At 57.3% G+C, this 24,782-nt stretch carries 18 protein-coding genes and 2 pseudogenes; 8 read left to right on the top strand and 12 right to left on the bottom strand.

Features of this window, described 5'->3' with window-relative positions:
* The first annotated feature begins 133 nt into the window (after window positions 1-133).
* The gene (locus B3Q33_RS07615; protein ID WP_035249303.1) at window positions 134-1,093 is read left to right on the top strand and encodes a Nudix family hydrolase; all 960 of its coding nucleotides are present in this window, start codon (window positions 134-136) and stop codon (window positions 1,091-1,093) included.
* 195 nt (window positions 1,094-1,288) lie between these two features.
* Here the strand turns inward: B3Q33_RS07615 and B3Q33_RS07610 are convergent, their stop codons facing one another.
* The 5 genes from B3Q33_RS07610 to pilB all read right to left on the bottom strand — a co-directional run bounded on the left by B3Q33_RS07610 (window position 1,289) and on the right by pilB (window position 6,031).
* Window positions 1,289-1,480 carry a DNA gyrase inhibitor YacG gene (locus B3Q33_RS07610; protein WP_035249304.1) on the bottom strand — a complete coding sequence of 64 codons (192 nt, stop codon included), beginning with the start codon at window positions 1,478-1,480 and terminating at the stop codon, window positions 1,289-1,291.
* 2 nt (window positions 1,481-1,482) lie between these two features.
* Window positions 1,483-2,082, bottom strand: a complete 600-nt coding sequence (gene coaE, locus B3Q33_RS07605) for a dephospho-CoA kinase (RefSeq protein ID WP_272963346.1) — start codon at window positions 2,080-2,082, stop codon at window positions 1,483-1,485.
* Window positions 2,083-2,213: 131 nt separating this feature from the next.
* The gene (locus tag B3Q33_RS07600) at window positions 2,214-3,092 is read right to left on the bottom strand and encodes a prepilin peptidase (protein WP_035249306.1); all 879 of its coding nucleotides are present in this window, start codon (window positions 3,090-3,092) and stop codon (window positions 2,214-2,216) included.
* A gap of 3 nt (window positions 3,093-3,095) precedes the next feature.
* Window positions 3,096-4,322, bottom strand: coding sequence for a type II secretion system F family protein (locus B3Q33_RS07595; RefSeq protein ID WP_035249307.1), 1,227 nt, complete (start codon window positions 4,320-4,322; stop codon window positions 3,096-3,098).
* 2 nt (window positions 4,323-4,324) lie between these two features.
* A complete protein-coding gene (gene pilB, locus B3Q33_RS07590) occupies window positions 4,325-6,031 on the bottom strand; it encodes a type IV-A pilus assembly ATPase PilB (protein WP_035249308.1) in 1,707 nt (568 codons plus the stop codon).
* 586 nt (window positions 6,032-6,617) lie between these two features.
* Between pilB and B3Q33_RS07585 the strand changes: the two are divergent.
* Window positions 6,618-6,732 (top strand): annotated as a pseudogene (locus tag B3Q33_RS07585) (pilin); the annotation flags it as partial.
* 697 nt (window positions 6,733-7,429) lie between these two features.
* Window positions 7,430-7,493 (top strand): annotated as a pseudogene (locus B3Q33_RS16600) (pilus assembly protein PilE); the annotation flags it as partial.
* 381 nt (window positions 7,494-7,874) lie between these two features.
* Here the strand turns inward: B3Q33_RS16600 and nadC are convergent.
* Window positions 7,875-8,714 carry a carboxylating nicotinate-nucleotide diphosphorylase gene (gene nadC, locus B3Q33_RS07575; RefSeq protein ID WP_035249311.1) on the bottom strand — a complete coding sequence of 280 codons (840 nt, stop codon included), beginning with the start codon at window positions 8,712-8,714 and terminating at the stop codon, window positions 7,875-7,877.
* Window positions 8,715-8,782: 68 nt separating this feature from the next.
* Window positions 8,783-10,123, bottom strand: a complete 1,341-nt coding sequence (locus B3Q33_RS07570; RefSeq protein ID WP_035249313.1) for an alanine/glycine:cation symporter family protein — start codon at window positions 10,121-10,123, stop codon at window positions 8,783-8,785.
* 205 nt (window positions 10,124-10,328) lie between these two features.
* Here B3Q33_RS07570 and B3Q33_RS07565 point away from each other — a divergent pair, with 205 nt between their 5' ends.
* From B3Q33_RS07565 to aceF, 5 genes are all read left to right on the top strand, one after another.
* Window positions 10,329-12,563, top strand: a complete 2,235-nt coding sequence (locus tag B3Q33_RS07565; protein ID WP_272962335.1) for a DUF1631 domain-containing protein — start codon at window positions 10,329-10,331, stop codon at window positions 12,561-12,563.
* 39 nt (window positions 12,564-12,602) lie between these two features.
* Complete coding sequence (gene ampD / locus B3Q33_RS07560) at window positions 12,603-13,169, top strand: 1,6-anhydro-N-acetylmuramyl-L-alanine amidase AmpD (RefSeq protein WP_272962336.1); 567 nt, start codon at window positions 12,603-12,605, stop codon at window positions 13,167-13,169.
* 283 nt (window positions 13,170-13,452) lie between these two features.
* The gene (locus B3Q33_RS07555) at window positions 13,453-14,289 is read left to right on the top strand and encodes a membrane protein (RefSeq protein WP_035249316.1); all 837 of its coding nucleotides are present in this window, start codon (window positions 13,453-13,455) and stop codon (window positions 14,287-14,289) included.
* 377 nt (window positions 14,290-14,666) lie between these two features.
* Complete coding sequence (gene aceE / locus B3Q33_RS07550; protein ID WP_272962337.1) at window positions 14,667-17,339, top strand: pyruvate dehydrogenase (acetyl-transferring), homodimeric type; 2,673 nt, start codon at window positions 14,667-14,669, stop codon at window positions 17,337-17,339.
* 36 nt (window positions 17,340-17,375) lie between these two features.
* Window positions 17,376-19,037, top strand: coding sequence for a dihydrolipoyllysine-residue acetyltransferase (gene aceF / locus B3Q33_RS07545; protein WP_084573506.1), 1,662 nt, complete (start codon window positions 17,376-17,378; stop codon window positions 19,035-19,037).
* 59 nt (window positions 19,038-19,096) lie between these two features.
* Here the strand turns inward: aceF and B3Q33_RS07540 are convergent, their stop codons facing one another.
* The 5 genes from B3Q33_RS07540 to B3Q33_RS07520 all read right to left on the bottom strand — a co-directional run bounded on the left by B3Q33_RS07540 (window position 19,097) and on the right by B3Q33_RS07520 (window position 24,669).
* Window positions 19,097-19,423: a Spy/CpxP family protein refolding chaperone gene (locus tag B3Q33_RS07540; RefSeq protein ID WP_035249320.1), complete on the bottom strand. Its 327-nt coding sequence runs from the start codon at window positions 19,421-19,423 to the stop codon at window positions 19,097-19,099.
* Between the two features lie 230 nt (window positions 19,424-19,653).
* Window positions 19,654-20,325 carry a response regulator gene (locus tag B3Q33_RS07535; protein WP_035249321.1) on the bottom strand — a complete coding sequence of 224 codons (672 nt, stop codon included), beginning with the start codon at window positions 20,323-20,325 and terminating at the stop codon, window positions 19,654-19,656.
* Window positions 20,322-21,674, bottom strand: coding sequence for an ATP-binding protein (locus B3Q33_RS07530; protein WP_035249323.1), 1,353 nt, complete (start codon window positions 21,672-21,674; stop codon window positions 20,322-20,324). The genes B3Q33_RS07535 and B3Q33_RS07530 overlap by 4 nt, the downstream gene beginning before the upstream one ends.
* A gap of 354 nt (window positions 21,675-22,028) precedes the next feature.
* Entirely contained in the window at window positions 22,029-22,601 is a 573-nt protein-coding gene (locus tag B3Q33_RS07525) for a cob(I)yrinic acid a,c-diamide adenosyltransferase (RefSeq protein WP_035249337.1), read from the bottom strand.
* Between the two features lie 172 nt (window positions 22,602-22,773).
* Window positions 22,774-24,669: a TonB-dependent receptor plug domain-containing protein gene (locus tag B3Q33_RS07520; protein ID WP_035249351.1), complete on the bottom strand. Its 1,896-nt coding sequence runs from the start codon at window positions 24,667-24,669 to the stop codon at window positions 22,774-22,776.
* Window positions 24,670-24,782 lie beyond the last annotated feature (113 nt).

Raw genomic sequence — 24,782 nt, 5'->3', positions numbered from 1 at the left:
CGCCCGACGCCCGACGCCCGACGTAAAAAACCGCTGTAGGAGCTATGCTTGCATGGCGAACATACTTGCGACAGCTCATTCGCTGTTGCGCCTGCGGGCATGGCTCTCCCGACGCTCCTGAAGGAACGTTTTTATGACCGTAGCTACCCCCGCCATCACCGTCGTTGCCGCCATCATCCGCGGCAACGACGGCCGCATCTGCCTGAGCCGACGCCCGGACCACAAGCATCAAGGGGGCCGCTGGGAGTTTCCTGGCGGCAAAGTGGAGCCGGGTGAGCCCCTGTCGGCGGCCCTGGCCAGGGAGCTGGAGGAGGAGCTGGGCATGCAGGCGGCCATTTCCTCTCCGTTCATGACTATCGCCCACCAGTACCAGGATCTGCATGTCACCCTGCATTTTCGCGATGTCACCGCCTGGCAGGGCGAGCCTTCGGGTTGTGAAGGGCAGCAGGTGAACTGGTTTGAGATTCCGGAATTGCCGGCGCTGGAGTTTCCGGCGGCGAACCGGCCGGTGGTCACCGCGATCACGCTTCCCGATTATCTTGCCATCGCGCCGGATAATCTGGATCTGGAAGCCCTCAAAGCGGGTATCGGCCGTCTGGATGCTGCCCGTATTGGGCTGTATCTGCGCCAGTGGAGCGAGCATGCTGCACTGCCTGAGATTCTGGCCCTGTGCCGGGAAAAAGGCGTCAAGGTATGGTTGCGGGCCTCATCGGCAGCATGGGCGGAACAGTTGTCCTTACAGGGAGTCTTTGCGCTGCATATGCCGGGCTCGGTATTGATGGATTGTCAGGGGCGACCAGATTTTGCGGGGCTGGTTTCAGCGGCTTGTCACAGCCGTGAGGCCCTGGAAAAGGCGGCAGACCTGGGGCTGGATATGGCGCTGGTCTCCCCGGTAGAGGTCACTGCCAGTCATCCGGATCGTCCCCCCCTGGGGTGGCAACAGGCGGGGGAATGGATTACCGGGTTGCCGCTGGCCTGTTATGGGCTAGGTGGTGTCTCGCCAGCGGATCTGGAAACCGCCCGCCAGTATGGCGCCATCGGCGTGGCAGGCATTCGCGCATTCTGGCCGGGCTCTGCCCCTGTACCTGTGTAGGGTGCCACTGAGTCTAAGGCGAACTCACCATCCAGCCACCGAATCGGTGCAGTTCGCCTTAGGCTCAGTGGCACCCTACGGTAGGTGTTGGTACCGCTAGCACTCGGGTGTTGTGCCCCTGTTAGAGAAAGAGGCACGGGGTTTATTCTCGCTGATGCACGAGCAGCCCAATCCGCAGCTTATCCCGTCAGACGATCAAAACTCTTCAAAATCCCCGGGGGCATTGTCATCACCGGGAATCGCATGGCGTTCCGCCGCCCAATCGCCCAGATCAATCAACTTGCAGCGCTCGGAGCAGAAAGGCCGCCAGGGATTGTTGGTCCAGCGAGTGAGGGATTTACACTGGGGGCAGGGATAGGTTTGGGTGGTGTTATTGGTATCAGACATGTTCAGAGTACGTTAGCCATTTCCAGATAGCGTTGATGCAGGCTCGCCAGTTGCTCGTGAAGTACCTGCAGCGAGCCGTGATTCTCAACCACATCGTCGGCCTGGTCCAGGCGTTTGGTTCTCTCCATCTGAACCTTGATGATAGCGGCAACCTGCTCTTCGGGAACATGGTCCCGTTCCATTGCCCGTTTTACCTGCAATTCTGCCGGCGCATCGATGACCAGAATACGGTCCACCAGCGCTTTCTGGCTGGTTTCCAGCAGCAGTGGCGATACCAGAACGGTATAGGTGGACTCACTGGCAGCAATTTGCCGTTTCAGCTCCTCGCCGATGGCGGGGTGAGTAATGCCTTCAAGCACCTTGAGGGCGTCCGCATCCGCAAACACGATCTCGCGCAAAGCGCGGCGGTCCAGGGCGCCATCCGCAGTGAGTACATGCTCACCAAAATGGTCGGCGATATGCTGGAGCGCAGGCTGGCCCGGTTCCACCACTACCCGGGACGCCAGATCTGCGTCCACAATAGTGATGCCCTGCTGGGCGAGGAAATCCGTGGCAGCGGTCTTTCCGCTGCCAATACCACCAGTCAGGCCGACTACGAACATGGGGGGGGCTCCTGGGCAGAATTGAACCCGTTGGAGCCTTGCTCGCAAGGCGAAAGCGTTCAAGTAATGCAGAGCCTTCGCTTTGCAAGCAAAGCTTCAACGAGACTTTTAGGGCATGTGTTCAGCGTGGATTAACTGATCTTAAACATCCCGAGATACGAGCTGACGATGGTATCGCCCCATAGCAATGCAATCCAGCCAGCGGCCGCTAGATAGGGGCCGAAAGGGATCTGGGTGCGCTTTTCGCCACCGAAGAGAGTGGCGATCAGGGTGAACACCAGGCCCACCACGGAAGACAGCAGAATAATCAGCGGCAGATACTGCCAACCCGTCCAGGCGCCCAGAGCAGCGAGAAGCTTGAAGTCACCATAGCCCATGCCTTCCTTGCCGGTGAGCAGCTTGAACAGCCAGTACACGCTCCACAGGGACAGGTAACCGGCCATGGCACCCACCACCGCATCCGGCAGAGATACCGGTGAAACGCCAAGCAGCGCCGCCAGCAGGCCGGCCCACAGTAGAGGGTAAGTCATGCTGTCCGGCAGCAGGGTGGTATCCGCATCAATCATGGCTGCCGCCAGCAGGGTCCAGGTGGCAAACAGGGTAAAGGCTAGCCAGGGTCCATAACCGAAGTGCCAGGCGCACAGGCCGGCAAGAACGCCACTTGTCAGCTCAATGACCGGGTAGCGTTTACTGATCGGCGTTGCGCAACCCTTGCATTTACCTTTCAGTGCCAGCCAGCTCACCACCGGGATGTTTTCATACCAGGCAATGCCGTGGTCGCACTTCGGGCAGCGGGAGCGTGGTGTCACCAGATTGAATATCTCGCCATCATCCTTTGCGGGTAACTCCAGAATTTCGCGGGCTTCCTGCTGCCAGCTACGTTCCATCATCACCGGTAAGCGGTAGATGACGACGTTGAGAAAGCTGCCGATCAGCAGCCCCAGAAAAACACAGAGCCCAACCAGCAGGGTTGGGCTCGCGGAAAGAACATCGAAAAGATTGTCTATCATTAATTAGCCTACAACTTGACCCAATTGGAAAATCGGCAGGTACATGGCGATGATCAAGCCGCCGATAAGAACGCCAAGTACCGACATAATGAGAGGCTCCATCATGCTGGTGAGGCCATCCACGGCATTGTCGACTTCATCCTCATAATAGATGGCGACTTTTTCCAGCATGGCATCCAGTGCCCCGGATTCTTCGCCGATAGCGGTCATTTGTAGAGCCATGGCGGGGAAGACACCTGTTGCTCGCATTGCAAATTGCAATTGCTGACCAGTTGAAACGTCTTCTTTCACTTTGTAAACGGCTTTGCGATACACCACGTTACCCGTCGCCCCGGCACAAGCATCAAGGGCCTCGATTAAGGGGACGCCAGCGGCGAAGGTGGTTGAGAGTGTTCGTGCGTACCTTGCGATGGTCGATTTAAAAGCCAGGTCACCGACAATGGGTAGTTTTAATACCAGCCTGTCCAGGGCGTCCCGGAAGGGTTCTGATTTTTTCTTGAGCGTGGAAAATCCAATTACAAATGCGACTATACAGGCGAGAATAAGCAGAAAGTTTTTTTGAAGTCCATCTGACAGATTGATAACAAAGACGGTAAAAGCCGGGAGTTCAGCACCGAAACCGGCGAAAAGATCCTGAAATACCGGGACTACTTTCAGCAAAAGAATTGCAGTTACAATGGCAGCCGCAACAACAACCGTTGCCGGGTACTTCATGGCTTTCTTGATTTTTTGTTTGAGGAGTTCGCTTTTTTCTTTATAAAGCGCGACTCGATCGAGCATTGTTTCAAGCGCGCCTGATTGCTCGCCGGCCTCAATCAAGCTGCAGTACAAATCGTCGAATTGATCTGGATGCTTTGACAGGGCCGTTGCAAAATTACTGCCTGATTCAACTTCTGTTTTCAGGCTCAGCACCAGTTGTCTCATGGTGGGGTGTTCCAGGCCGTCAGCAACGATTTCAAATGCTTGAACAAGAGGGACGCCCGCTTTCATCATGGTTGCCATCTGACGAGTAAAAATGGCGATATCCATGGGTTTGATTTTTTTCTTTCCACCAAAGCTAACTTCGCGTTTCTTGATGACTTTTTTGGCGTTAATGCCTTGTTTGCGAAGTTCTGCACGAACCAGAGCTGGACCTTTGCCAGAAGCCTCGCCTTTTACTTTCTTTCCTTGCCTGTCAACACCTTCATAAACGAAAGTGGCGTTTTTTTGTTCTGCTGATTTTGTTGCCATAATTAATGTCCGCTTGTTACACGGTTAACTTCTTCCAGGCTGGTCACGCCGTGCATGACTTTTACGAGGCCGGAGCGATGTAAGTCATTGAATCCTTCTTTGCGACACTGATCTGCAATTTGGATGGAGTTCCCTTCTTCCATAATAATCCGGGCAATACCGTCAGTGATTTTGACGACTTCATAAATCCCTACCCGACCTTTATAGCCGTTAGTGCATTTGTCGCACCCTTGTGGGCCATAAACAGTAAACCCGGTACCAATATCTTCTTCCGTGAAGCCCATCTCAAGTAGGGACTGTTGCGGTACGTCCACTACGTTTTTGCAGTGCTCGCAAAGTCGGCGTGCTAATCGCTGGGCAATAATCAGGACTACCGAGGTGGCAATATTGAAGGAGGGTACGCCCATGTTGCGTAGGCGAGTCAATGTTTCTGGTGCGCTGTTGGTGTGCAAGGTAGAAAGCACCATATGACCCGTCTGTGCCGCCTTCACGGCAATGTTGGCGGTTTCCAGATCCCGGATTTCACCAACCAGAATGACATCCGGATCTTGCCGAAGAAAGGCTCGCAGGGCCGCCGAAAAGTCCATGCCCTGTTTGGGGTTAACATTAACCTGATTGATGCCTTCCAGGTTGATTTCTACCGGGTCTTCAGCAGTAGAAATGTTGCGCTCAGGGGTGTTGAGGATATTGACGCCAGTATAGAGGGAGACCGTTTTCCCGGAACCGGTGGGGCCAGTCACCAGAATCATGCCCTGAGGCTTGTGAAGAGCATCCAGATACATCTGTTTTTGATCTTCATCATAGCCCAGCGCCTCAATACCCATTTTTGCAGATTCCGGGTCCAGAATCCGTAACACGATTTTTTCCCCGAACAACGTGGGGCAGGTGTTTACCCGGAAATCGATGGCACGGGTTTTGGAAATTTTCAGCTTGATCCGGCCATCCTGCGGGACCCGGCGTTCAGAAATGTCCAGTCGTGACATCACCTTCAGGCGAGCTGACAATTTGCTGGCAATGTTGATCGGTGGCTTGGAGACGGTTTTCAGAATGCCGTCCTGACGGAACCGCACCCGGTATGTCTTTTCATAAGGTTCAAAGTGTAAATCCGAGGCCCCCCCTTTAATCGCATCCAGCAGCAGCTTGTTCACGAAGCGTACAATGGGGGCGTCATCGGTGCCGGACTGGGTTTCGTCCTTTTTCTCTTCGGCAGGTCCAACATCAAGATCACCCATATCATCATCCAGATCATCAAAAGCGCTGCCTTCGGCTTCTGATTCCAGGTGATCAATCCAGTGAGTGAGCTTGTCCTCCTCAACGATGATGGTTTCTACATTGAGGCCGGTGTTGAAACGGATTTCTTCGAGTGCGGGCAAATTGGTCGGGTCTGACACTGCCACAAAAAGCCGGCTACCCCTGCGAAACAGGGGCAGCACATGGTGCTTGGTGATCAGTTTTGGATCGACTAGATCCTTGATCAGGCTGTCACGCTGAAAGGCGCTCAGATCCAGGATGGGGTCGCCAAACTCTTCGGCCACTGCATTTGCGACAACTCGCGCCGAGAGCTTGCCTGAGCTTACCAGCTGGTGAACGAGACTCACCCGCTCCTGGCGAGCCTGCTGTTGTGCTTGCTGTGCGTCTTCGGCGGTCAGCAATTCCTGCTTGATGAGCCTTTGCGGTAAGCCGCTGAAGGAAAGGGTCTGGCTAGTCATGGCAACCTGCTTGTTTATGCTTAGTATGGTCGGTATGCCCAACACTTTCTTCGTAACATACCGGTTGTCACCGGCACAGGGAAGAGTGGATGTCGCAAAATCAGTACCTTGTCGGGCCTTTCTAAAGGTATTCCCAGCTTTGCGGTAGGGTTCCCTACCTCTAGCGTCGAGGGGCAGAGTTGCCCTGAGAGGCTGTTATTTATTCCCTTGTCTTGGTTAAAGTCGGATCCAGCCTCTATTGCCCACCCTATCATGGCCCTCTATGAAGCTGGGGACTCGTTTCAAGGAATGAAGGGGGGGGGCGAGGTAAGTGATGGTGGCGGTCATTCGGGTGACGTTTTTTGTCGTTATTTTGCCGGCGAGTGACGAATAGTGTCGGTTATGACTGCTGACGGTAATTCCAGGAGAAACTCAATAGTCATCTCTGCAGTTGTGCGCAGTGCGATTCGGCGTTGAATTTACAGGTTTCTAATGATTTTTCCTAATAAGCAAAAAGTTGGCCCGCTCTATGCATTAGATCAACGCAGAGGCTCGCCAAGAGTGAGCTCAACAATAAGGCTTGCAAATTTTACGTTGGAGAGACGACATGAAGAAGCAAATTCAGCAGGGTTTCACCCTTATCGAACTGATGATCGTGGTTGCCATTATCGGCATTTTGGCCGCGGTGGCTATCCCGGCTTACCAGGATTACGTGGAGCAGAGCCGGGTTGACTCCTGTCTGGCAGAGCTGAAGGCTCAAACCAATAACTGGCTGATTGAGTATTCACAGGATTCAGATGTAGCTAACCTTACCCCTGCAGTACCAGGGGCTTGTGAATCAATTGCTGTCCCTACTGGTGCTCCTGCGGCTGGCAGTGAGTGGTCAACAGCTGAAGCCAAAGATACTGCCAAAACGACCGTATCTTGTGATGGCTCTGGTACTTGCTCCAAGCCGTAACAATAAGCAGGCATTAGCCTAATTTATTACAAAGGCCCGGTGGTTAATACCCCCGGGCCTTTGTGCTTTTTAGTGACTTCAATTAAGTGGCAAGACGTTAGTCCTCCCGTTTTCCCTTTTGCACGACCCAGGGTTTTGGCGGCTGAAACCAATTACTGGGAGTAACTATCTGAATCTGTGCGGTTAGAGGCGCCATCCCATACTTGGTGTTTTATTCGTTTGAAACTTTGATAATCTGCCAAATTCAAAGTGACCTTTATTGTTGGTTTATGCCAAAAAATTATTGTGGTTTCCTGTCTTTATTAGGCCTTTGTCTGCAGCCCCGCCCCGTTTTCCGAAGGATTTCTCATTAAAAAATCTGGTCTGGTTTATGCATTGTTTTGATCAGGGGAAAGTAACGGGATCACAATAATGAGGGAGGGGCTGTGAATTATCAAAAGGGGTTTACATTAATTGAGCTGATGATCGTGGTGGCGATCATTGGCATCCTGGCGGCGGTCGCCATTCCGGCGTACAACGATTACATAAGACAGTCGGCGGATAATGCCTGCCTTGCTGAGGCGGCGGCCCATGTTCGAGTGGGGGTGACCCATGTCACCGTGACGGGGACCAGCTTTCCGGCAAATGCGGCGCCGAGTCGCTGCACTGCGTTGCCGTTAATCAGTTACCCCATTTCTGCCGGCGACACGCTCACCCTTACGCCGGTAGCACCCGGCACAGGAACGGTAACCTGTGATCTGGCGGGCGGTTTCTGTCGCCTCTGACAAAAGCCACCGGGCAAAATGCTTTTGCCGTTTGAATCTTGTCTGCAGTATATCTGGAGTCCCGCAAACAATCCGGTTTCCATTCGCTGGAACTGGCACTCAGCATCGTTACGTTATATTCCTGCGGCAGTGACAATGGCCATCATTGTAATCGCAGGGATAAATCGATTGCTTGTACATGCTTGGTCAGTGCCCCCGAGGACAGAAACCACTCGCGTCCTTTGGGCAGGGTCTTGGCATTGTTTACAGTTAAGTTGCCGGAGACTTCCAGTGCGCATTCGGTGGCGAGTGAGGCGGCCTCTGTCAGCATCTGGGAATTGAAATTATCCAGCATAATCTGATCCGGTCTCATTGCTGCGGCTTCTTTCAACTCCGCCAGTGTTTCCACTTCCACAATAATCTTCTTCTCCGGTGCCAGAGCCCGCGCGCGTTGAATGGCTGCAGTAATCCCTCCGCAGGCGGCTACATGGTTTTCCTTGATCAGAAACGCATCGTACAGCCCGATCCGGTGGTTTTGACAGCCTCCACACAGAACAGCGTATTTCTGGCCGGCGCGAACTCCAGGGAGTGTTTTGCGCGTATCCAGAATCGTCACGGTGGTTCCTTGCACAGCATCAGCATACTGGCGCGCTGTGGTGGCAGTGCCCATAAGGGTCTGCAGGAAGTTCAACGCGGTGCGTTCGCCAGTGAGAATTTGCCGGGTATTGCCGCGAAGTGTGCACAGGGTTGTCTCTGCGGGCAGTCGCTGACCGTCATGAACATGCCACTCAATCTGTACATCGCCCAGTTGCCGAAACACTTCCTCAGCCCAGGGAGTGCCGCACATGACCGCCTCTTCGCGAGTGATGATGGTGGCCGTGCTTTCGCTATCGGCATCAATGAGCTGTGCCGTGATGTCACCGCTGCGTATATCTTCTTCCAGGGCGAAGCTTACGTTGCGTTGAATATCGTCGCGCACGTAGTCGGGGAGGGCTGTGGTCATGCTGAGGTGAGTCCTACAGGTGTGTTAACGCTGTAGGAGCTTGCTTGCAAGCAAGCTCCTACCAATATTCATTCCGGGTGGCGGCCGTCAAAGAACTCTCGACTCAACCGCACCACCACGGGTGACAATAATAGCAGAGCTATCAGGTTGGGTATCGCCATCAGGATATTCATGATGTCGGCCAGCGCCCAGACCAGGTTCAGGCTGACAACGGCGCCAAACGGTACGGCCAGTACCCAGATCACGCGGAAGGGGAGGACGGCCCGGTCGCCAAACAGGAATTGGGTGCATCGTTCGCTGTACAGGCTCCAGCCCAGCAGGGTGGTGAAGGCAAAAATCGCCAGGCCGCCGGCCACAATCACATTGCCGAAGTCACCGAAAGTAGATGAGAAGGCCAGGGCGGACAGGGGGGCACCTTCGGCGCCGCTGGTCCAGGCACCGGAGGCGATAATGGCCAGACCGGTGATGGAGCAGACGATAATGGTGTCGATAAAGGTGCCCAGCATGGCGATGGAGCCCTGTCTGGCCGGGTGATCGGTATTGGCGGACGCATGGGCGATGGGTGCGCTGCCCAGTCCGGCCTCGTTTGAGAATATGCCCCGGGCAATGCCGAAACGGATTGCTTCCTTGACCAGGGCGCCGGCAAAACCGCCAGCCGCCGCGGTGCCGGTGAAAGCGCTTTCGAAGCATAGGGCCAGGGCGGCGGGCAGCGCGTCAGCGTGGTCCACCAGCACCACCAAGCCGGCTAGAAGGTAAGCCAGCGCCATAAAGGGAACGATATAAGTGGCCACGGTGGCAATCCGTTTCATGCCGCCTAGCACCACCAGGCCCACGAGGACGGCCAAGGTGACCCCGGTTACCCATGCAGGAAGCCCGAAGCTGTCCTGCAGGCCGTGTGCGACAGAGTTGGCCTGGACGCTATTGCCAATGCCGAAGCCTGCCAACATGCCGAAGACGGCAAAGGCAATGGCCAGCCAGCGCCAGTTACGGCCCAGACCGTTTTGAATGTAGTACATAGGGCCGCCCACGTACTGGCCCGCCGCATCTTTTTCCCGGTATTGCACGGCCAGCACGGCTTCTGCGTATTTGGTAGCCATACCCACCAGAGCAATCAGCCACATCCACACCAGTGCCCCGGGGCCTCCTGAGTGGATGGCAGTGGCAACACCCACGATGTTACCGGTGCCGATAGTGGCAGAGAGCGACGTGGCCAAGGCGGCGCCAGCACCAATGGTGCCGACCCCCACCTGCGGGCCGAACATCTGCTTGAAGCCGAATCCCAACTGACGCAGCGGCAGGAACCGCAGGATCAGGGTTAGATAGATACCGGTGCCAGCAATCAGGATCAGTGCCGGCCATCCCCATAAAAAACCACTGATCTGTTTAAGAATGGTAACCGCTTGCTCCATGGCTCTCGTCCATTGCCCCAAAAGGCCTTAGGCTATGGGAATTTAGCGGGCAGGGAAAGCTGGCGACGTGTTTGTGGTTGCATACACACAAAGTCTCACATGCCAACTGGTTCAAAATTCGTAGACTGTTGATGTGTTAGCTTAGTAGAGTATTAAAACTACAGTCCCATTATTGAAGCGGGTGAAGCTTAACCCCGGGGGTGTCATGGCCAAGGTTACTCAGCTCAAACCGGTCGCCGGCAAAACAGCCGCTAACAGCCTGCCCAGACCGATCGAAAAAGTGCGTGACCGCTATCTGTCACTGGCGTCTTCCTATCTGGAAGATATGCTTGATGGTGCTGACGACACCCTCTACGACCTGGCAGAGAAGGAAACGGATAGCGAGCGCGAGCGTTACTTTGATGCCATGCGCCAGCTTCGCGTGCAGCGTGCTGGTCTGGTTGCCAGCCTGAAGCAGGCCATTCAGCACAAGTTTGCCACGCTCGGTCACTCTGACGAACAGGCCGCGTCGCTTGAAAATGCCAAGTTTGACCTGGACTCCCTGACCCTGGTGAATGAAGAAGACCTGGAAACCTCGGTGGCCCTGGATAACATGGCTCGTCGTGCCCGTAATGGCTGTGTAGAACAGCTGAAGGTGCTTTGCCACCGTCTGGAATACCTGTTTGAAAGCAAGGCGGAAATCACCGAGCGGAATAATCCGCTGGAACCGCGTGAGCTGGTCGATGCCTTCAACGAGGGTCTGGAAAAGCTCTCTCTGGACATCAAGGCTCGCCTGATCATCCTCAAGCTGTTTGAGCGAGAAGTGATGGCGGAAACTGGCTTCATGGTGTCTGAGGCCAATAAGGTACTGGTAGACGCCGGGGTCTTGCCGGATATGAAATCCGCCCCTATTGCGCCTGCACGCAAACCGGGAAATCGCTCGTTGGCATCCAGCCAGACTTCCTCTTCTGGTTCGGGTACGGGAAATAACGATCAGATGTTCGGGCTGCTGCAGGAATTGCTGGTCACCATGCGCGGTATGCAGGGCGGAGCGGCGCCAGCAGGTGGCGGAGCCCTTGTTGGTGGTGATATTAATGCAGCCATGGCGGTCATGCAGAACGGCGTGCCTTATCTCAATGGCGCCCCGGTGGCCAATGCGGCTTCCGTTCACCAGGTCAGCTCTGATGACTTGATGGGCGTGCTCAATCGTCTGCAGCGTGTCGAACGCAGCCTCAGCGAAACAGACGGTGAAAAGGCCAACCTGAAGGAAGACCTGTCAGAATTGCTCGATAGTGAGCATGGCGAAGCCATCCATGCCCTGGACCAGGCCGATGACGATGTGATTAACCTGGTGTCTCTGCTGTTTGATTTCATTCTGGATGACGAGGGCCTGCCCTCCGAGATCAAGGCGCTGATAGGGCGCCTGCAGATCCCCTTGCTGAAAGTAGCAATCACCGACAAGACCTTCTTCAGTAACGACAACCACGAAGCTCGACTACTGCTCAACATGCTCGCCCGGGCCGGCAATCAGTGGGACCCGCAACAGGGTATCCAGGACGATCTGTACCAGCGTATCAACCACGCGGTACATCGCATCATTGATGACTTTGAAGACGATGCCAGCTTGTTCGCCTCCCTGCTGGATGAGTTTCAGCGCTTTTTCGACAGCCAGAGCTCACGCTCCGAGCGTGTTGAGCAACGGGTGCGTGAAGCGGAGGAAGGCAAGGCTCGCGCCGAGTTGGCCCGTCAGGAAGTGGTGGCGGTGCTCGACAAGCGCATGGCCGGCCGTCAACTGCCGGATGTGGTGGTGCGGTTACTGCGCCAGGGTTGGCAGCAGGTGCTTTACCTGACTTGGCTGCGCGAAGGCGCTGATAGCGCTGCCTGGCAACAGCAGGTCAAGGTGGTTGATGGGGTGGTCTGGAGTGTCCTGCCGCACCGCGATCAGGCGGCGCTGGAAAAGCTCAAGGCGCTCAGCCCCAAACTCCTCAAGACTCTGCATAGCGGGCTTGGCCAGATCAGTTACGATGAGGCAGAAGCCAAGCAGTTACTGATCAAGTTCCGGGATGTGCACCAACAACTGCTGAAAGGCCTGGAAACCGAGCGGGTGGCAGTGGAGCCGGAAATGCCGGCACCGCAACCGCAAGCCCAGGAAGAAGCCGTATTGCCGGAAAATCATTTCCTGGTGAAAAAAGCCGGTCAGCTTGCTCCGGGTCAGTGGATTGAGATCATAGACGGTGACGAGCCACGTCGCGCCAAGCTGGCTGCCAATATCCGCGCAGGGGTGAAGATGGTGTTTACCAACCGTCGCGGAATCAAGGTGGAAGAGTTCTCCGCTTACACCCTGGCCGTTGCTCTGCATGAGGGGACTGTTAAACTCATTGAAGAGGGAGCCCTGTTCGACCGGGCTCTGGAAGCGGTTATTGGCGACCTGCGCCGCATGCAGGCCAACGTTCACCATTGAGTTGGTCGGTTCCGCGCAGGTAATAAGGAGCTTGCGCGGGTGCTCACCCTCAACGACGAACACCGGGTCGATCAGGCACAGTGGTGTCCATCCCCCAATTTCAATCCCCGCCCCGATCCCGATGATATTTCCCTGTTGGTGATTCATAACATCAGCCTGCCGCCGGAGCAGTTCGGCGGCGATTATATCCAGGCCCTGTTCCAGAACTGCCTGAACCCGGACGACCATCCCTATTTCCGCGAAATCCACCAGCTCACCGTGTCCTCGCATTTTCTCATCCGGCGTGACGGCAGCCTGTTGCAGTTTGTTCCCTGCGATCGGCGGGCCTGGCATGCCGGCGTTTCCTGCTTTGCCGGGCGGGAAAACTGTAATGATTTTTCCATCGGCATCGAGCTGGAAGGCGCAGATACTGTTCCCTATGAAGACGTGCAGTACGCGACCCTGACGGAACTCACAGCGCTACTGCAGTGCCACTATCCGGCGATCGACGATACCCGCATCACCGGCCACGAACATATCGCCCCGGGCCGCAAGACCGACCCGGGCCCCGCTTTCGACTGGACGACCTATCGGGCTCGCCTGGCTGGATTTAAGAGCCTATCTTGAATCTATCCGCAGCCGCGTTGCCGCTAAAAATGGCCCCAGGCAAGGCATGAACCGTAGGGCCTGACGGGTCAAGTTCAAGGTTCATAACACAGCATGGGGCTATTTTTAGCGGTAACCCGAAGGGCCGGGCCCCTTTTGCCACCAGCCCGCGATTGCGCTTGCTTATGTAGAATGACTACACAGCACAATCGCAATCACGATCTGGCGACCCTATTTACAGGGTAAGAAAGGACTCCGGCGCGGCTGCGGATAGATTCTAAATAGGCTCTCAGGAGGAAATGGCATGAAGTTTCTGGTGCTGATACTGGTCCTCGGCCTGCGCCGTCTGGATACCAGCTGGCCATTATGGCTCACCAACCCGCAACGCCATCAGGGTTGGTTGCAGCAATGGGGCAACCGCCTGGGGCAGGGACAGCGAGTCTGGTGGCTGGCCGTGCTGTTGCCGGCACTATTGATTTACGCCCTGACTTGCTGGCTGGACGGCTTCTGGGGGCAGTTGTTAGTGCTGGTTCTGGGCATGGTATTGATCTTGTGGCTGGTTGGCGGACAAAGCGAGTTCCGTCATGTGGATGAATTACTGGTGCGCGGTCGAATGAACGACCCGGAAGGCTTTGCTGCCCTGGCCACGGATGAATTCGATGTGACCGGAACACCTGGTGATCCTGCCTACCAGAGTGCCCTGACGGAAAAGATTCTGGCGCGGGAGCAGCAGCTCTTTATCGCGATCTTCTGGCTGGTGGTGCTGGGTTTCGGAGCGGCGTTTCTGGTCGTACTCAATCGAGCCTGGGTAACCCGGGCTGGCGACGAGCAGGCCAATCACTGGCAAGCTCGCCTGGATGGCTGGCTAAGCTGGCCGGCCAACAGACTGCTGGTGCTGAGCATGGCGCTGGCCGGTGATTTCACCGCGGTTATGGAAAAAATGCGTGGCCATTGGTGGCGTCAGGAACACAGTGGCCAGCCGCTGCAGCAAGTGGCTAATGTGGCCCTGGAGGACTCCCAGGCTAGCGGTGACGGCTCCCTGTCCGCGGCCCTGGATCATCTGGAATCCCTGCAGGGGCTGTTACTGCGCTGCGTTGCCATCTGGCTGATCCTGGCGGCGCTGTGGATTATTGTGATCTAAACAATAAGCCGGCTGGGGGCGTTGGAGCTTTGCTCGCAAAGCGAAGATCTCTGAGCCAGGCCTGGGAAAACGTCAACCCTTCGCTTTGCAAGCAAAGCTCCAACGGCATTCTTGAGTGTCGAACGTCTCGGGCTCGACGTTGGTCGGGTTTTTTCACTGGGCCGCCGGTGACATGTTGTGGATAGCGAACGTCCAGTCCTTCAGTGACAGGCCAGTGGTGATTATCGTCATTTGACCGGCCAGTCATTGCGGCTAGTATGGAAAGAGCTTGTACCGGAGGTCTGGAACCTCTCGCCCAACACCCTCGGGCGCTTATTCCCGCAGCCCTGCAGTGATCCTGCAGGGCTGCCTGGCTACGCGAAAAAGGACGCATGCCCATGCACAAAAGAAGTTTCTTTGATGATATGGACCCGGCAGAAACCCGGGAGTGGCTCGAAGCCCTGGAATCCGTGGTCGAGCGCGAAGGCCCGGAACGGGCCGCCTGGCTGCTGGACACCATCACCAACGAGGCCCAGGAACAGGGCATTCGCCGTACTGACCTCAACACTCCGTACCTCAATACCATCCCTGCCAAAGACGAAGTGCCGATTCCCAGCGATATCTTCATGGAACGCCGGGTGCGTTCCCTGGTGCGCTGGAATGCACTGGCCATGGTGATGCGGGCGAACATGGATAACGATGACGAGCTGGGTGGCCACATTGCCTCCTTTGCGTCATCCGCCACGCTTTACGATGTGGGTTTCAATCATTTCTTCCGGGCTCCCAGCGATAAAAACGAAGGGGACCTGGTGTTCTTCCAGGGCCATTCGGCCCCGGGTGTTTATGCCCGCGCTTACCTGGAAGGGCGTATCAGCGAAGAGCAGCTAGACAACTTTCGCCGGGAAGTGGATGGCAAGGGCTTGTCCTCCTATCCGCATCCCTGGCTGATGCCGGATTTCTGGCAATTTCCCACCGTGTCCATGGGGCTGGGGCCGATTCAGGCCATCTACCAGGCTCATGTGATGAAGTACCTGCAAAACCGTGAGCTGATCCAGAAGGATGACCGCAAGGTGTGGGCCTTCCTGGGCGACGGGGAAATGGACGAGCCGGAATCCCAGGGCGCCCTGGCCCTGGCCGGTCGCGAGAAACTGGATAATCTGATCTTCGTGGTTAACTGCAACCTGCAGCGGCTGGATGGTCCGGTGCGTGGTAACGGCAAGATCATCCAGGAACTGGAGGGTGTGTTTCGCGGTGCCGGCTGGAATGTGATCAAGGTGGTCTGGGGGAGTCTCTGGGACCCACTGCTGGAACGGGACAGCCAGGGCCTGCTGCGCCGCCGTATGGAAGAGTGCGTGGATGGCGAATACCAGGCCTACAAGAAAAACGGAGGCGCCTACACCCGTGAGCATTTCTTCGGTGAGTACCCGGACCTGAAGAAGCTGGTGGAGCATATGTCCGACGATGAAGTGTACCGCCTCAACCGCGGTGGCCACGATCCCTTCAAGGTCTACGCGGCCTACCATGCGGCGGTTAACCATACCGGTCGGCCCACGGTGATTCTGGCCAAGACCGTAAAGGGTTACGCCACCGGCGCCGGCGAAGCGGTCAACAAGGCCCACCAGATGAAGAAGCTGGACCTGGAAAGCCTGAAGGATTTCCGCGATCGCTTCGATATGCCATTCACTGATGAACAGCTCAAGGATGTGCCTTACTACCGGCCGGATGCGAACTCCCCGGAAATGCGCTTTATGAAAGAGCAGCGCGACGAGCTGGGCGGTTATATGCCAGTGCGTCGTCAGCAGGCCAGCCAGACGCTGACCCTGCCCGGGCTGGATATCTTTGCCAACTTCCTGGAAGGCAGTGGTGACCGGGAAATTTCCACCACCATGGCCTTTGTGCGCATGATGAGCGCGCTGATCAAGGACAAGCAGATCGGCGAAAGGGTGGTGCCGATTGTGCCGGATGAAGCGCGCACCTTCGGTATGGAAGGCCTGTTTCGGCAGCTGGGCATTTACTCTTCCGGTGGCCAGAAATACGAGCCCGAGGATGCCGGTCAGGTCATGTACTACCGGGAAGACAAGAAGGGTCGCATCCTGGAGGAGGGCATCAACGAAGCAGGTGCCATGTCCGGCTGGTTGGCGGCAGCCACCAGCTACAGCGTGCACGATTTCACCCTGATTCCGTTTTATATCTATTACTCCATGTTCGGCTTTCAGCGCGTGGGCGACCTTTGCTGGGCCGCCGGCGACAGCCAGGCCCGCGGTTTCCTGCTGGGGGCCACCGCCGGTCGTACCACCCTGAACGGGGAAGGGTTGCAGCATCAGGACGGCCACAGTCATCTGCTGGCCAGCACCGTGCCCAACTGTGTCAGCTATGACCCCACCTACAGCTACGAGCTGGCGGTGATTCTCCATGATGGCCTCAAGCGCATGTACGAAGACAACGAAAAAGTCTTCTACTACCTGACGCTGATGAACGAAAACTACGTGCACGGTGCCATGCCGGAAGGGGCCGAAGAAGGCATTCGCCGGGGCATGTACTTGCTGCGCGAAGGCAAGGGCAAAACCAAGAAATCCCCCCGCGTACAGTTGCTGGGCAGCGGCACCATTCTGCGTGAAGTGGAAGCGGCGGCGGAGCTGTTGCGCGATGACTTCGGTGTGGCGGCGGATGTGTGGAGCGTCACCAGTTTTAACGAACTGCGCCGGGAAGGTCTGCGTTTGGACCGGGACGAAATTCTCCACCCGGATCAGGAACGCGAACGCAACTGGGTAGAGAGATGCCTGGATGGCCGGGACGGCCCGGTGATTGCGTCCACCGATTACATGCGTGCCTTCGCCGACCAGATCCGGCCCTGGGTGCATGCATGCTATACGGTACTGGGCACCGACGGTTTCGGCCGCAGCGATTCCCGCCAGAAACTGCGCCACTTCTTTGAAGTGGACCGCTATTTCGTCGTGCTGGCGGCACTCAGTGCCCTGCGCAAGGATGGCAAGGTGGAGGCGGCTGCCGTGAAAAAAGCCATCGAAAAATACGGCATCGACACGGATAAACCCTATCCGGTGATGCATTGATCGCACCCCTGCGTGATCTCACAAAAGGAGACTGGTGTGAGTAAGAGCATGATTCGTGTTCCCGATGTGGGCAGCAGTGATCCTGTTGACGTCATCGAGATCAGCGTGAAAGTCGGCGACACCATCGCTGCAGAAGACACCATTATTGTTTTGGAGTCGGACAAGGCCACCGTGGAAGTCCCTGCGCCCCAGGGTGGCAAGATTACTGCCATTGGCGTCAAGGTCGGCGACCGGGTCAAGGAAGGCGATGAGCTGATGGAAGTGGAGGCCGAAGGCGAGTCGGAAGAGGAATCTTCCGCGGAATCCGGGGCCGCCAGTGATGCGCCTGAAGCCTCTGAGGAAAAACCGGATACAGCCTCAAAGCCGCAGGAAGAGGATGAGTCCGGCGCGCCACAAGAGCAGCAAAGCGGTGGCAGTGAAACCGTTACCGTTCCTGACCTGGGCGATATTGATTCCGCCGAAATCATCGAAGTGAATGTGGCCGCTGGCGACAGTCTGGAGGCCGAGCAGGTCATCGTGGTGCTGGAATCGGACAAGGCGTCCCTGGAAATCCCCGCTCCCTCCGCCGGCAAGGTGGAATCGGTAGCCGTGAAGGTTGGAGATAAGGTGGGCACCGGTGATGCCCTGCTGACCCTTGCGGTGTCCGAGGGCAAGCCGGCAGCGTACAAGAACGCCGAGGCAGAAGAAAAGCCAGAAGCGAAACCGGCGACCTCGTCGGCATCGGGCCAGCCCGCACAACAGCAAAAACCGGCTCCAGCGACCTCTCCGCCGCCAGCGGCAGATTCCGGCTCTCCCTCCAAATCCGTGCACGCCGGCCCGGCGGTGCGCAAGTTGGCCCGTGAAATGGGCGTGGATCTGGCCCAGGTCAGCGGCACCGGACCCAAGGATCGTATCCTCAAGGAAGATGTACATGCCTGGGTAAAACAGAGGCTGGACGGTGCGTCTGCGGCTTCCGGTGGAGGCCTGGCGGTGGAGTTGCCTGAGATCGATTTCAGTCAGTTCGGTGAGATTGAGCGGCTGGAGCTCAACAAGCTGCGCAAGGTGTCTGCCCAGAACCTGATCCGCTCCTGGTTGACCATTCCCCATGTTACCCAGCATGAGATGGCGGATATCACTGACCTGGAAGCCTTCCGCAAACACCAGAACAAGGCCCTGGAGAAAGACGGCGTCAAACTCACCATGCTGGCGTTTCTGGTTAGCGCCTGCGCCCGGGCACTGCAGGAGTTTCCTCGCTTCAACAGCTCGCTGGAAAACAGCGGTGAGGCCCTGATCCAGAAGCACTACATCAATATCGGCATTGCCGTGGATACTCCCAATGGTCTGGTGGTACCGGTGATCAAGGAGGCGGACAAGAAGGGTCTGAAAGCCATTGCTCTGGAAATGGGTGAGCTGGCGGAAAAGGCCCGCAACCGCAAACTGACACCGGCTGACATGAAGGGGGGTACTTTCAGTATTTCCTCGCTGGGGGGAATTGGTGGCACTGCCTTTACCCCCATCGTGAACTGGCCTGAGGTTGCCATTCTGGGTGTAAGCCGTTCAGACATGCAGCCGGTCTGGGACGGTGAGCAGTTTCAGCCCCGGTTGATGTTGCCGCTGAGCCTGTCCTACGATCACCGGGTGATTGATGGCGCGGATGCGGCTCGTTTCACTACCTATCTGAGTCAGTTGTTGACGGATATGCGGCGCGCCTTGTTGTAGTGGTAGCGATAAAAAAGCCGGCTTCTGCCGGCTTTTTTATCAAGGCAAGAGTGCGGGGGTTATTCGACATCACGCCCCTTTTTGTCTTTTCGGTTTTCTTTTTTCTCTGCCCTGCGCTCCATGCGCTTTTCTTTCATCTCGGCCAGTTTTTCCTGCTGTTCCTGGGTCAGTACCTTGTTCATCTTGTCCTGGGTTTCTTCGTGCAAGGCTTTCATCTTCTCGCCCTGCTCCTGAAAGATAGCTTTGAGCTGGGTACTTTGCTCCTCGCTCAGTGCCAGTTTCTTTTCCAGACGCTCCACCATGTGCTCCCCGCCTTTATGACCGGGGCCATAGGCAAAAGCGGAAGTGGTAAAGATAGCCAGTGCAACAATAGCCAATTTCTTCATGGTGATCTCCTTGTGACTCAGTGAGTCCCTGTGAATGTGTGGGATCAGTATGGGCGGGAAGCGTGCAAGGAATATGCAGGAAATAAGGAAGGAGCAGTTGCTAGCTGCGAGCTGCGAGCTGCTAGAAAAAGATAAAACAAAAGAAAGAGGATGCTTGACGGTCATTTTTCGCTCTCTCGCACACTGATAGCTAGAAGCTAGAAGCTAGAAGCTAGAAGCTAGAAGCTGCTCTACGGCTGTTCCAGCCGATACCCGACCCCATAAACACTGCCGATCCAGTCATGGGAGGCGTCATCCCCGTCGCTGAGCTTGCGGCGCAGTTTGCGGATGTGGCTGTCGATGGTGCGATCAGAGACCACCCGGTGGTCCTGGTAGATTTCATCCATCAACTGGTCTCGGGACCAGATGCGGCCAGGGTGGCGTGACAGGGTGGCGAGCAGGGCGAATTCGATGGCAGTGAGGGCGACCCGCTGTGTGCCCATGACCGCCTCATAGCGTTCGTCGTCCAGGGTCAGGGTGGGGCCGGCACTGTCCGGTTGCGGATTGGCCCGGCGCAGTACCGCCTTGACCCGGGCCACCACTTCCCGGGGGCTGAAGGGCTTGCAGATATAGTCGTCGGCGCCCAGTTCCAGACCCAGCAGGCGATCCACTTCATCCACTCGGGCAGTGACCATCAGGATCGGCACCTGGCTGTGGCGGCGGATGGCTTTGCACACTTCCATGCCGTCACCGTCCGGCAGCATCAGGTCCAGCAGGATGGCCTGGAAACGTTCCTCTTTTGCCAGTGCCATGGCGGTCCGGGCGCTGTCGGTCTGTTCGGTGTGGAAGTGGGCATGCTGGAGGTAGTCTGCCATCAGTTGTGACAAACGCGGCTCATCTTCCACAATCAGGATGCGGCTCATGAGGTCTCTCCCGGCAGGGTGATACGGATGCGCACGCCGCCCAGAGGGCTGTGCTCCGCGCCGATAGTGCCGCCATGGGCTTCAACGATACGCTGGCAAATGGCCAACCCCAGGCCGGCGCCGCCGGTGCGGCGGTTGCGGGAGCTTTCTACCCGGTACAGATGGTCGAACAAGCGGGGCAGGGCCTCGTCGGGCACGCCCGGGGCACTGTCTTCCAGCAGTAGTTCCCAGTTGTCGCCAGTGTGTGTCAGCGAGAGACTCAAGGTACCGCCGCTGGCGGTGTACTTGAGAGAGTTCTGCAGCAGGTTGTCCAGCAGCTGGCGAATGCGCACCGGATCCATATCAATAACGGCAAGGTCGGGAATACGGGTTTCCAGGCTGATGCTCTGCTGGCTAAAGCTGTTGCGATAGCTGTCGACCACCTCGCCGAGCAGGTCCGCCAGATCCTCCCGGTGGAACCGATAACGCAGATTGCCGCCATCCGCCAGTGCCAGGTCGTGCAGGTCGTTGATCAGGTGAGTGAGCTGGGCCACTTCTCCTTCCAGAGACTTGATGAACTCCGGGCTCAAGGGGCGAATGCCATCGCTGATGGCTTCCAGCTCACCCTGCAGGATTGCCACCGGGGTACGCAGCTCATGGGCAATATCCGAGAACCAGCGTTGGCGGGCCTGCTGGCCCTGATCCAGCCGCTGCGCCAGCTGATTGACCTGTTCGGTGAGGGTGCCGAGTTCGTCCCGGCGGCGGGTTTCCAGGCGGGCGCTGTAGTGGCCTTCCTGCAGGTCGCGGGTGTGGTTGGACAGGGCAAGAATGGGTGCCACCAGATGACGGGCCAGCAGCCAGGACACCAGCAGCGAGAGAACCACGCCCACAAACAGCATCCAGCCCATGAAGCGAAGTTGGCGGCCCATGAAGCGCTGGTCCAGTTTGTCGCGGATGGCTTCCTGGTCCGGGTAAGTCAGGTAGCCCACCGTCGTGTTGCCGCTGCGAACCGGAATTTCCGAGCGGAATTTTCGCGGCGCTGTTGGGCCGAACAGCCGTTGTTTTTGTGCATCCAGCAGTTGCAGGTGACGGTGATCGCCGCGGCTGTCCCGGTCCTCATCCCGGTCACCGGCCAGCCGGTAGAGGCGTTTCAGTTGACGGGGATCGTCCATCAGGAACTGCCAACCGCCGCGCTGCTGATAGAGCAACCCCAGGTGATCCGCCAGTCGTTCTACCTGCGCTTGCTGACGTTCATCCAGATAGGTTTCCAGACTGCGCAGGAACGACAGGTAATAAAAACCGCTGGCCGCCAGGGTCAGCACCAGGAAGGTAGACAGGAAAATGACAAAGAGTTTGTTGCGGATGCCCATGGCGTGAAATCGTCGGTCCGGGACCCCAGTGTAGCCCGGTACCGCGCCGTTGCGGCAGGGTTGCACAATGTTTTCACAATGGCGGTGCCGGAGGCCTGACGCTCAAGGTTGGACGAGCCCACTTCTTCACGCTGCAAGCATCGCTTCCCGCAAAAACACCTTACTGGCCTTGAAAACCGGCACAGACTAACGGATGACGTAGGGTGCACTGAGCCTAAGCGAACTGCACCAATTTAGCGGTGGGCTGGTACGGTTACCCCTACGATTGTTGCACCGCTACGTTGCTGAAGAGGGGGGCTCCTCAATGAACTCTGTGCTCTCTGTGGTAAAAAATAGGATTTCCAAACAGCGAGATCAGCCCCTCTTTGCCTTCGGTTGCCAAAGTACTTCCGGCGATTCCTGGCGCAAGTTGATCACCCGGGCCATCACGAACAACAGGTCCGAAAGCCGGTTGACCAGGGCCAGGCTGACCGGGTTGACGGCGTCCTCGTCGGCCTCCTGCAGGGCCACGAAGTGGCGTTCCGTGCGCCGGGCCACAGTGCGGCAGTGGTGGCACCAGGCGGCGTCCGGGTGGCCGCCGGGGAGCACAAACTCTTTCAATGGCGGCAGTTCGGCGTTGAAGGTATCCGCCCGGGATTCCAGCTCCACCAGATCGTGGTCGTCGATCACGCGATGACCGGGTATGGCCAGCTCGCCGCCGATATCGAACAGCAACTGCTGGGCCAGGCCGAGCACGGTATCCAGATCTGCGTCCAGTGACCGGGCGCGCAGTACGCCCATGCCGCTGTTCAGTTCGTCCAGTTCGCCCAGTACCTGAATGCGCGGGTGCCACTTGCTGACCCGGCTGCCATCGGCCAGCCCGGTATCACCGCGGTCGCCGGTGCGGGTGATCACCCGGTTGATGCGGGTCTTGTCGTTGTCGCTCATGCTGGCTCCTGATGAAGTGGTTTTAACCGCAGCGGACTCGGAGGGAAAACGAGTCGTTGTTCTCCGGGGTGTCCGAGTCGGTCGTAGGGTGCACTGAGCCTAAGCGAACTGCACCATCAAAACTTTAGGCCGGTGCAGTTCGCCTTAGGCTCAGTGCACCCTACAAAGGTTCCTAGAACTCCACGCCAAACGCGGCCCGGTAATGACGCTCCGGTAATGGATACAGCGTGGCCGTGTTGGTGGTGTTGCTGAAGTTGCCGTAGTCCACCACCTGGTGGTCTTCCAGATTGTAGACGCCTGCCTTGAGATAAAACGCCTGATAGCGGGCGGTCAATTGCAGGTCCGTGGTGCGGTAGTGGTCCAGTTTGCGGAAGCGGTTGTCCAGGTCGCCGTCGTAGCGGCGATCCCCCACGTAGCGATGGCTGATCTGGGTGGACAGCCAGGACAGGGCCTGCCAGTCGGCGATCAGTTGCAGGGTTTGTTCCGGCACCAGGGGCACGTCGTTGCGGTCGAAGGGGCCGCCGTCGAAACGGACCTGCTGGGCGCTGGCGTTGATGGTCAGCATCAGGTCCTTGTCCAGCCGCCAGCGGGAATTGATGCTGACGCCCTTGTGCACGGTGCGGTCTTCCAAATTGCGATTGGTAAAGCTGACCGGATCAAAGAGGATCTCATTGTCGATCTCGGCTCGCCAGAAGGTCAGGGTGGAATGCTGGCGGCCCTGGGACCAGCTGGCTCCGGCGGTGTAGCCCTTACCGGTTTGCGGATCAATGGGGGGATTAAAGGGGCTCAGTTCATCCACGTTGGCAATGCGCACGCTGCGCTGGGCGCCAGCGAACAGGGCCAGGTTACCCGTGAAGGTATAGCGGATTCCGCCCTCATACATTTCTCCATCCTGCTCCTTGTCCGCCCCCTCGCCACTGAGAGTGCTTTCCAGTTTGCGGGCGCCGGCGCTGAGAGACAGTTTCGGTGTGAGGCTGACCAGATTGTGCAGATACCAGGCCCGCTGGCTTTGCTCCAGCTCCCGGTTACCGAAACTGGTTCGGCTGTCGTAATCGTATTCGTGAAGATCCAGGCCCAGGGTCCAGTTGTGAACGGCACTGCCGGTAGTGTGCTGGCCTTCCAGTTTGGGCGTGACGCTGTAGCTCTCCACCACGGTTTCACCGAAGCTGCCGCTGGAGACAAACGCAAAGGTCTGTTCTTGACGGCGCTTGCTGGCTTCCAAAGTCAGTGCGGTGTTGCCGCGCAGGGCAATGCGTAGGCCCGGCATCAGCCAGTAATTGTCCTGTTCGGCATCGTCGAAGGGGGTGTCGGTACCCTGCGGATTGTTGCGAAATTGCGCTTCGCTACGACCGCCGGGCAGTCCAAGTTCTTGTTTTTCGCCGTTGGCAGTGAAGTAGGCCTCAATGCCGTCCTGTTGATAACGTACATCGGCAAAAGCGCTGTGGTTACGCACCTCGTTATTATCCCGGTAGCCGTCGCTGTCCAGGGTGCTCATGGCCACAGCGCCGCTCAGGCTGCCCTGATGGCCGGTGGCGTAGCCGCTGCCGCCCAGGGAGCCATAGCTACCACCGTTCACTTCCAGACCGGCGCTGTTGTCATAGCGGCGGCGGGTGACGATATTGATCACTCCGCCCACGGCACCATTGCCGTACAAGGCCGCACCCGCGCCGGGAAGAATCTCGATACGTTCAATGGCGGCCAGCGGAATACCGCTGAGAAAGGGGCTGGCCAGATCGATATTCGAGAGGCGGCGACCATTGAGCAGGATCAGGGTGTTCTGGTTGGCGCCGGCACCGAAGCCCAATAGATCCAGGCTCGCCTCACTGCCGTTAGTGCCATAGAGCTGGCTGGCTTGCAGCCCCCCCACGGTATCCAGCACTTCCGTCAGGTTGCTGGCGGGCATGCTGGCCAGGGTCTCCCGACCCAGGGTCAGGGTGCCAGTGGGTAGTTCCCCGGCCAGGCTAGGGTGGCTGGCGCCACTGACTTTCACTGCCTTGATTTCGTTATTGGCCAGGGTCAGGCCACTGGTGGCGATCAGCCCAACGGCCAGAAAAATGCGACTGTGCATGGAGGTTCCACGAATCCGGATTAGTGCCCGCTACGATGGCGAAAAACGGCATTTAATTCCAGTGCTGGTGCGCCAAAACCTTTCCCGGCAATGTAGGAGCTTGCTGGCAAGCG

This window comes from Alcanivorax sp. UBA3183, from assembly GCF_002364155.1.
In the GTDB taxonomy this organism is placed as follows: Bacteria; Pseudomonadota; Gammaproteobacteria; order Pseudomonadales; family Alcanivoracaceae; genus Alcanivorax; species Alcanivorax jadensis.
This window is presented reverse-complemented; position numbering and strand designations above follow the sequence as displayed.

What these genes read in the sequence shown, in the direction of transcription:
- B3Q33_RS07535 (WP_035249321.1), bottom strand. Translation starts at nt 20,325, where the DNA reads ATGAGCCGCATCCTGATTGTGGAAGATGAGCCGCGTTTGTCACAACTG.
- B3Q33_RS07600 (WP_035249306.1), bottom strand. Translation starts at nt 3,092, where the DNA reads ATGATAGACAATCTTTTCGATGTTCTTTCCGCGAGCCCAACCCTGCTG.
- coaE (WP_272963346.1), bottom strand. Translation starts at nt 2,082, where the DNA reads ATGTTCGTAGTCGGCCTGACTGGTGGTATTGGCAGCGGAAAGACCGCT.
- B3Q33_RS07615 (WP_035249303.1), top strand. Translation starts at nt 134, where the DNA reads ATGACCGTAGCTACCCCCGCCATCACCGTCGTTGCCGCCATCATCCGC.
- nadC (WP_035249311.1), bottom strand. Translation starts at nt 8,714, where the DNA reads ATGACCACAGCCCTCCCCGACTACGTGCGCGACGATATTCAACGCAAC.
- B3Q33_RS07565 (WP_272962335.1), top strand. Translation starts at nt 10,329, where the DNA reads ATGGCCAAGGTTACTCAGCTCAAACCGGTCGCCGGCAAAACAGCCGCT.
- B3Q33_RS07525 (WP_035249337.1), bottom strand. Translation starts at nt 22,601, where the DNA reads ATGAGCGACAACGACAAGACCCGCATCAACCGGGTGATCACCCGCACC.
- aceE (WP_272962337.1), top strand. Translation starts at nt 14,667, where the DNA reads ATGCACAAAAGAAGTTTCTTTGATGATATGGACCCGGCAGAAACCCGG.
- B3Q33_RS07520 (WP_035249351.1), bottom strand. Translation starts at nt 24,669, where the DNA reads ATGCACAGTCGCATTTTTCTGGCCGTTGGGCTGATCGCCACCAGTGGC.
- B3Q33_RS07540 (WP_035249320.1), bottom strand. Translation starts at nt 19,423, where the DNA reads ATGAAGAAATTGGCTATTGTTGCACTGGCTATCTTTACCACTTCCGCT.
- pilB (WP_035249308.1), bottom strand. Translation starts at nt 6,031, where the DNA reads ATGACTAGCCAGACCCTTTCCTTCAGCGGCTTACCGCAAAGGCTCATC.
- B3Q33_RS07555 (WP_035249316.1), top strand. Translation starts at nt 13,453, where the DNA reads ATGAAGTTTCTGGTGCTGATACTGGTCCTCGGCCTGCGCCGTCTGGAT.
- B3Q33_RS07530 (WP_035249323.1), bottom strand. Translation starts at nt 21,674, where the DNA reads ATGGGCATCCGCAACAAACTCTTTGTCATTTTCCTGTCTACCTTCCTG.
- B3Q33_RS07610 (WP_035249304.1), bottom strand. Translation starts at nt 1,480, where the DNA reads ATGTCTGATACCAATAACACCACCCAAACCTATCCCTGCCCCCAGTGT.
- B3Q33_RS07595 (WP_035249307.1), bottom strand. Translation starts at nt 4,322, where the DNA reads ATGGCAACAAAATCAGCAGAACAAAAAAACGCCACTTTCGTTTATGAA.
- B3Q33_RS07570 (WP_035249313.1), bottom strand. Translation starts at nt 10,123, where the DNA reads ATGGAGCAAGCGGTTACCATTCTTAAACAGATCAGTGGTTTTTTATGG.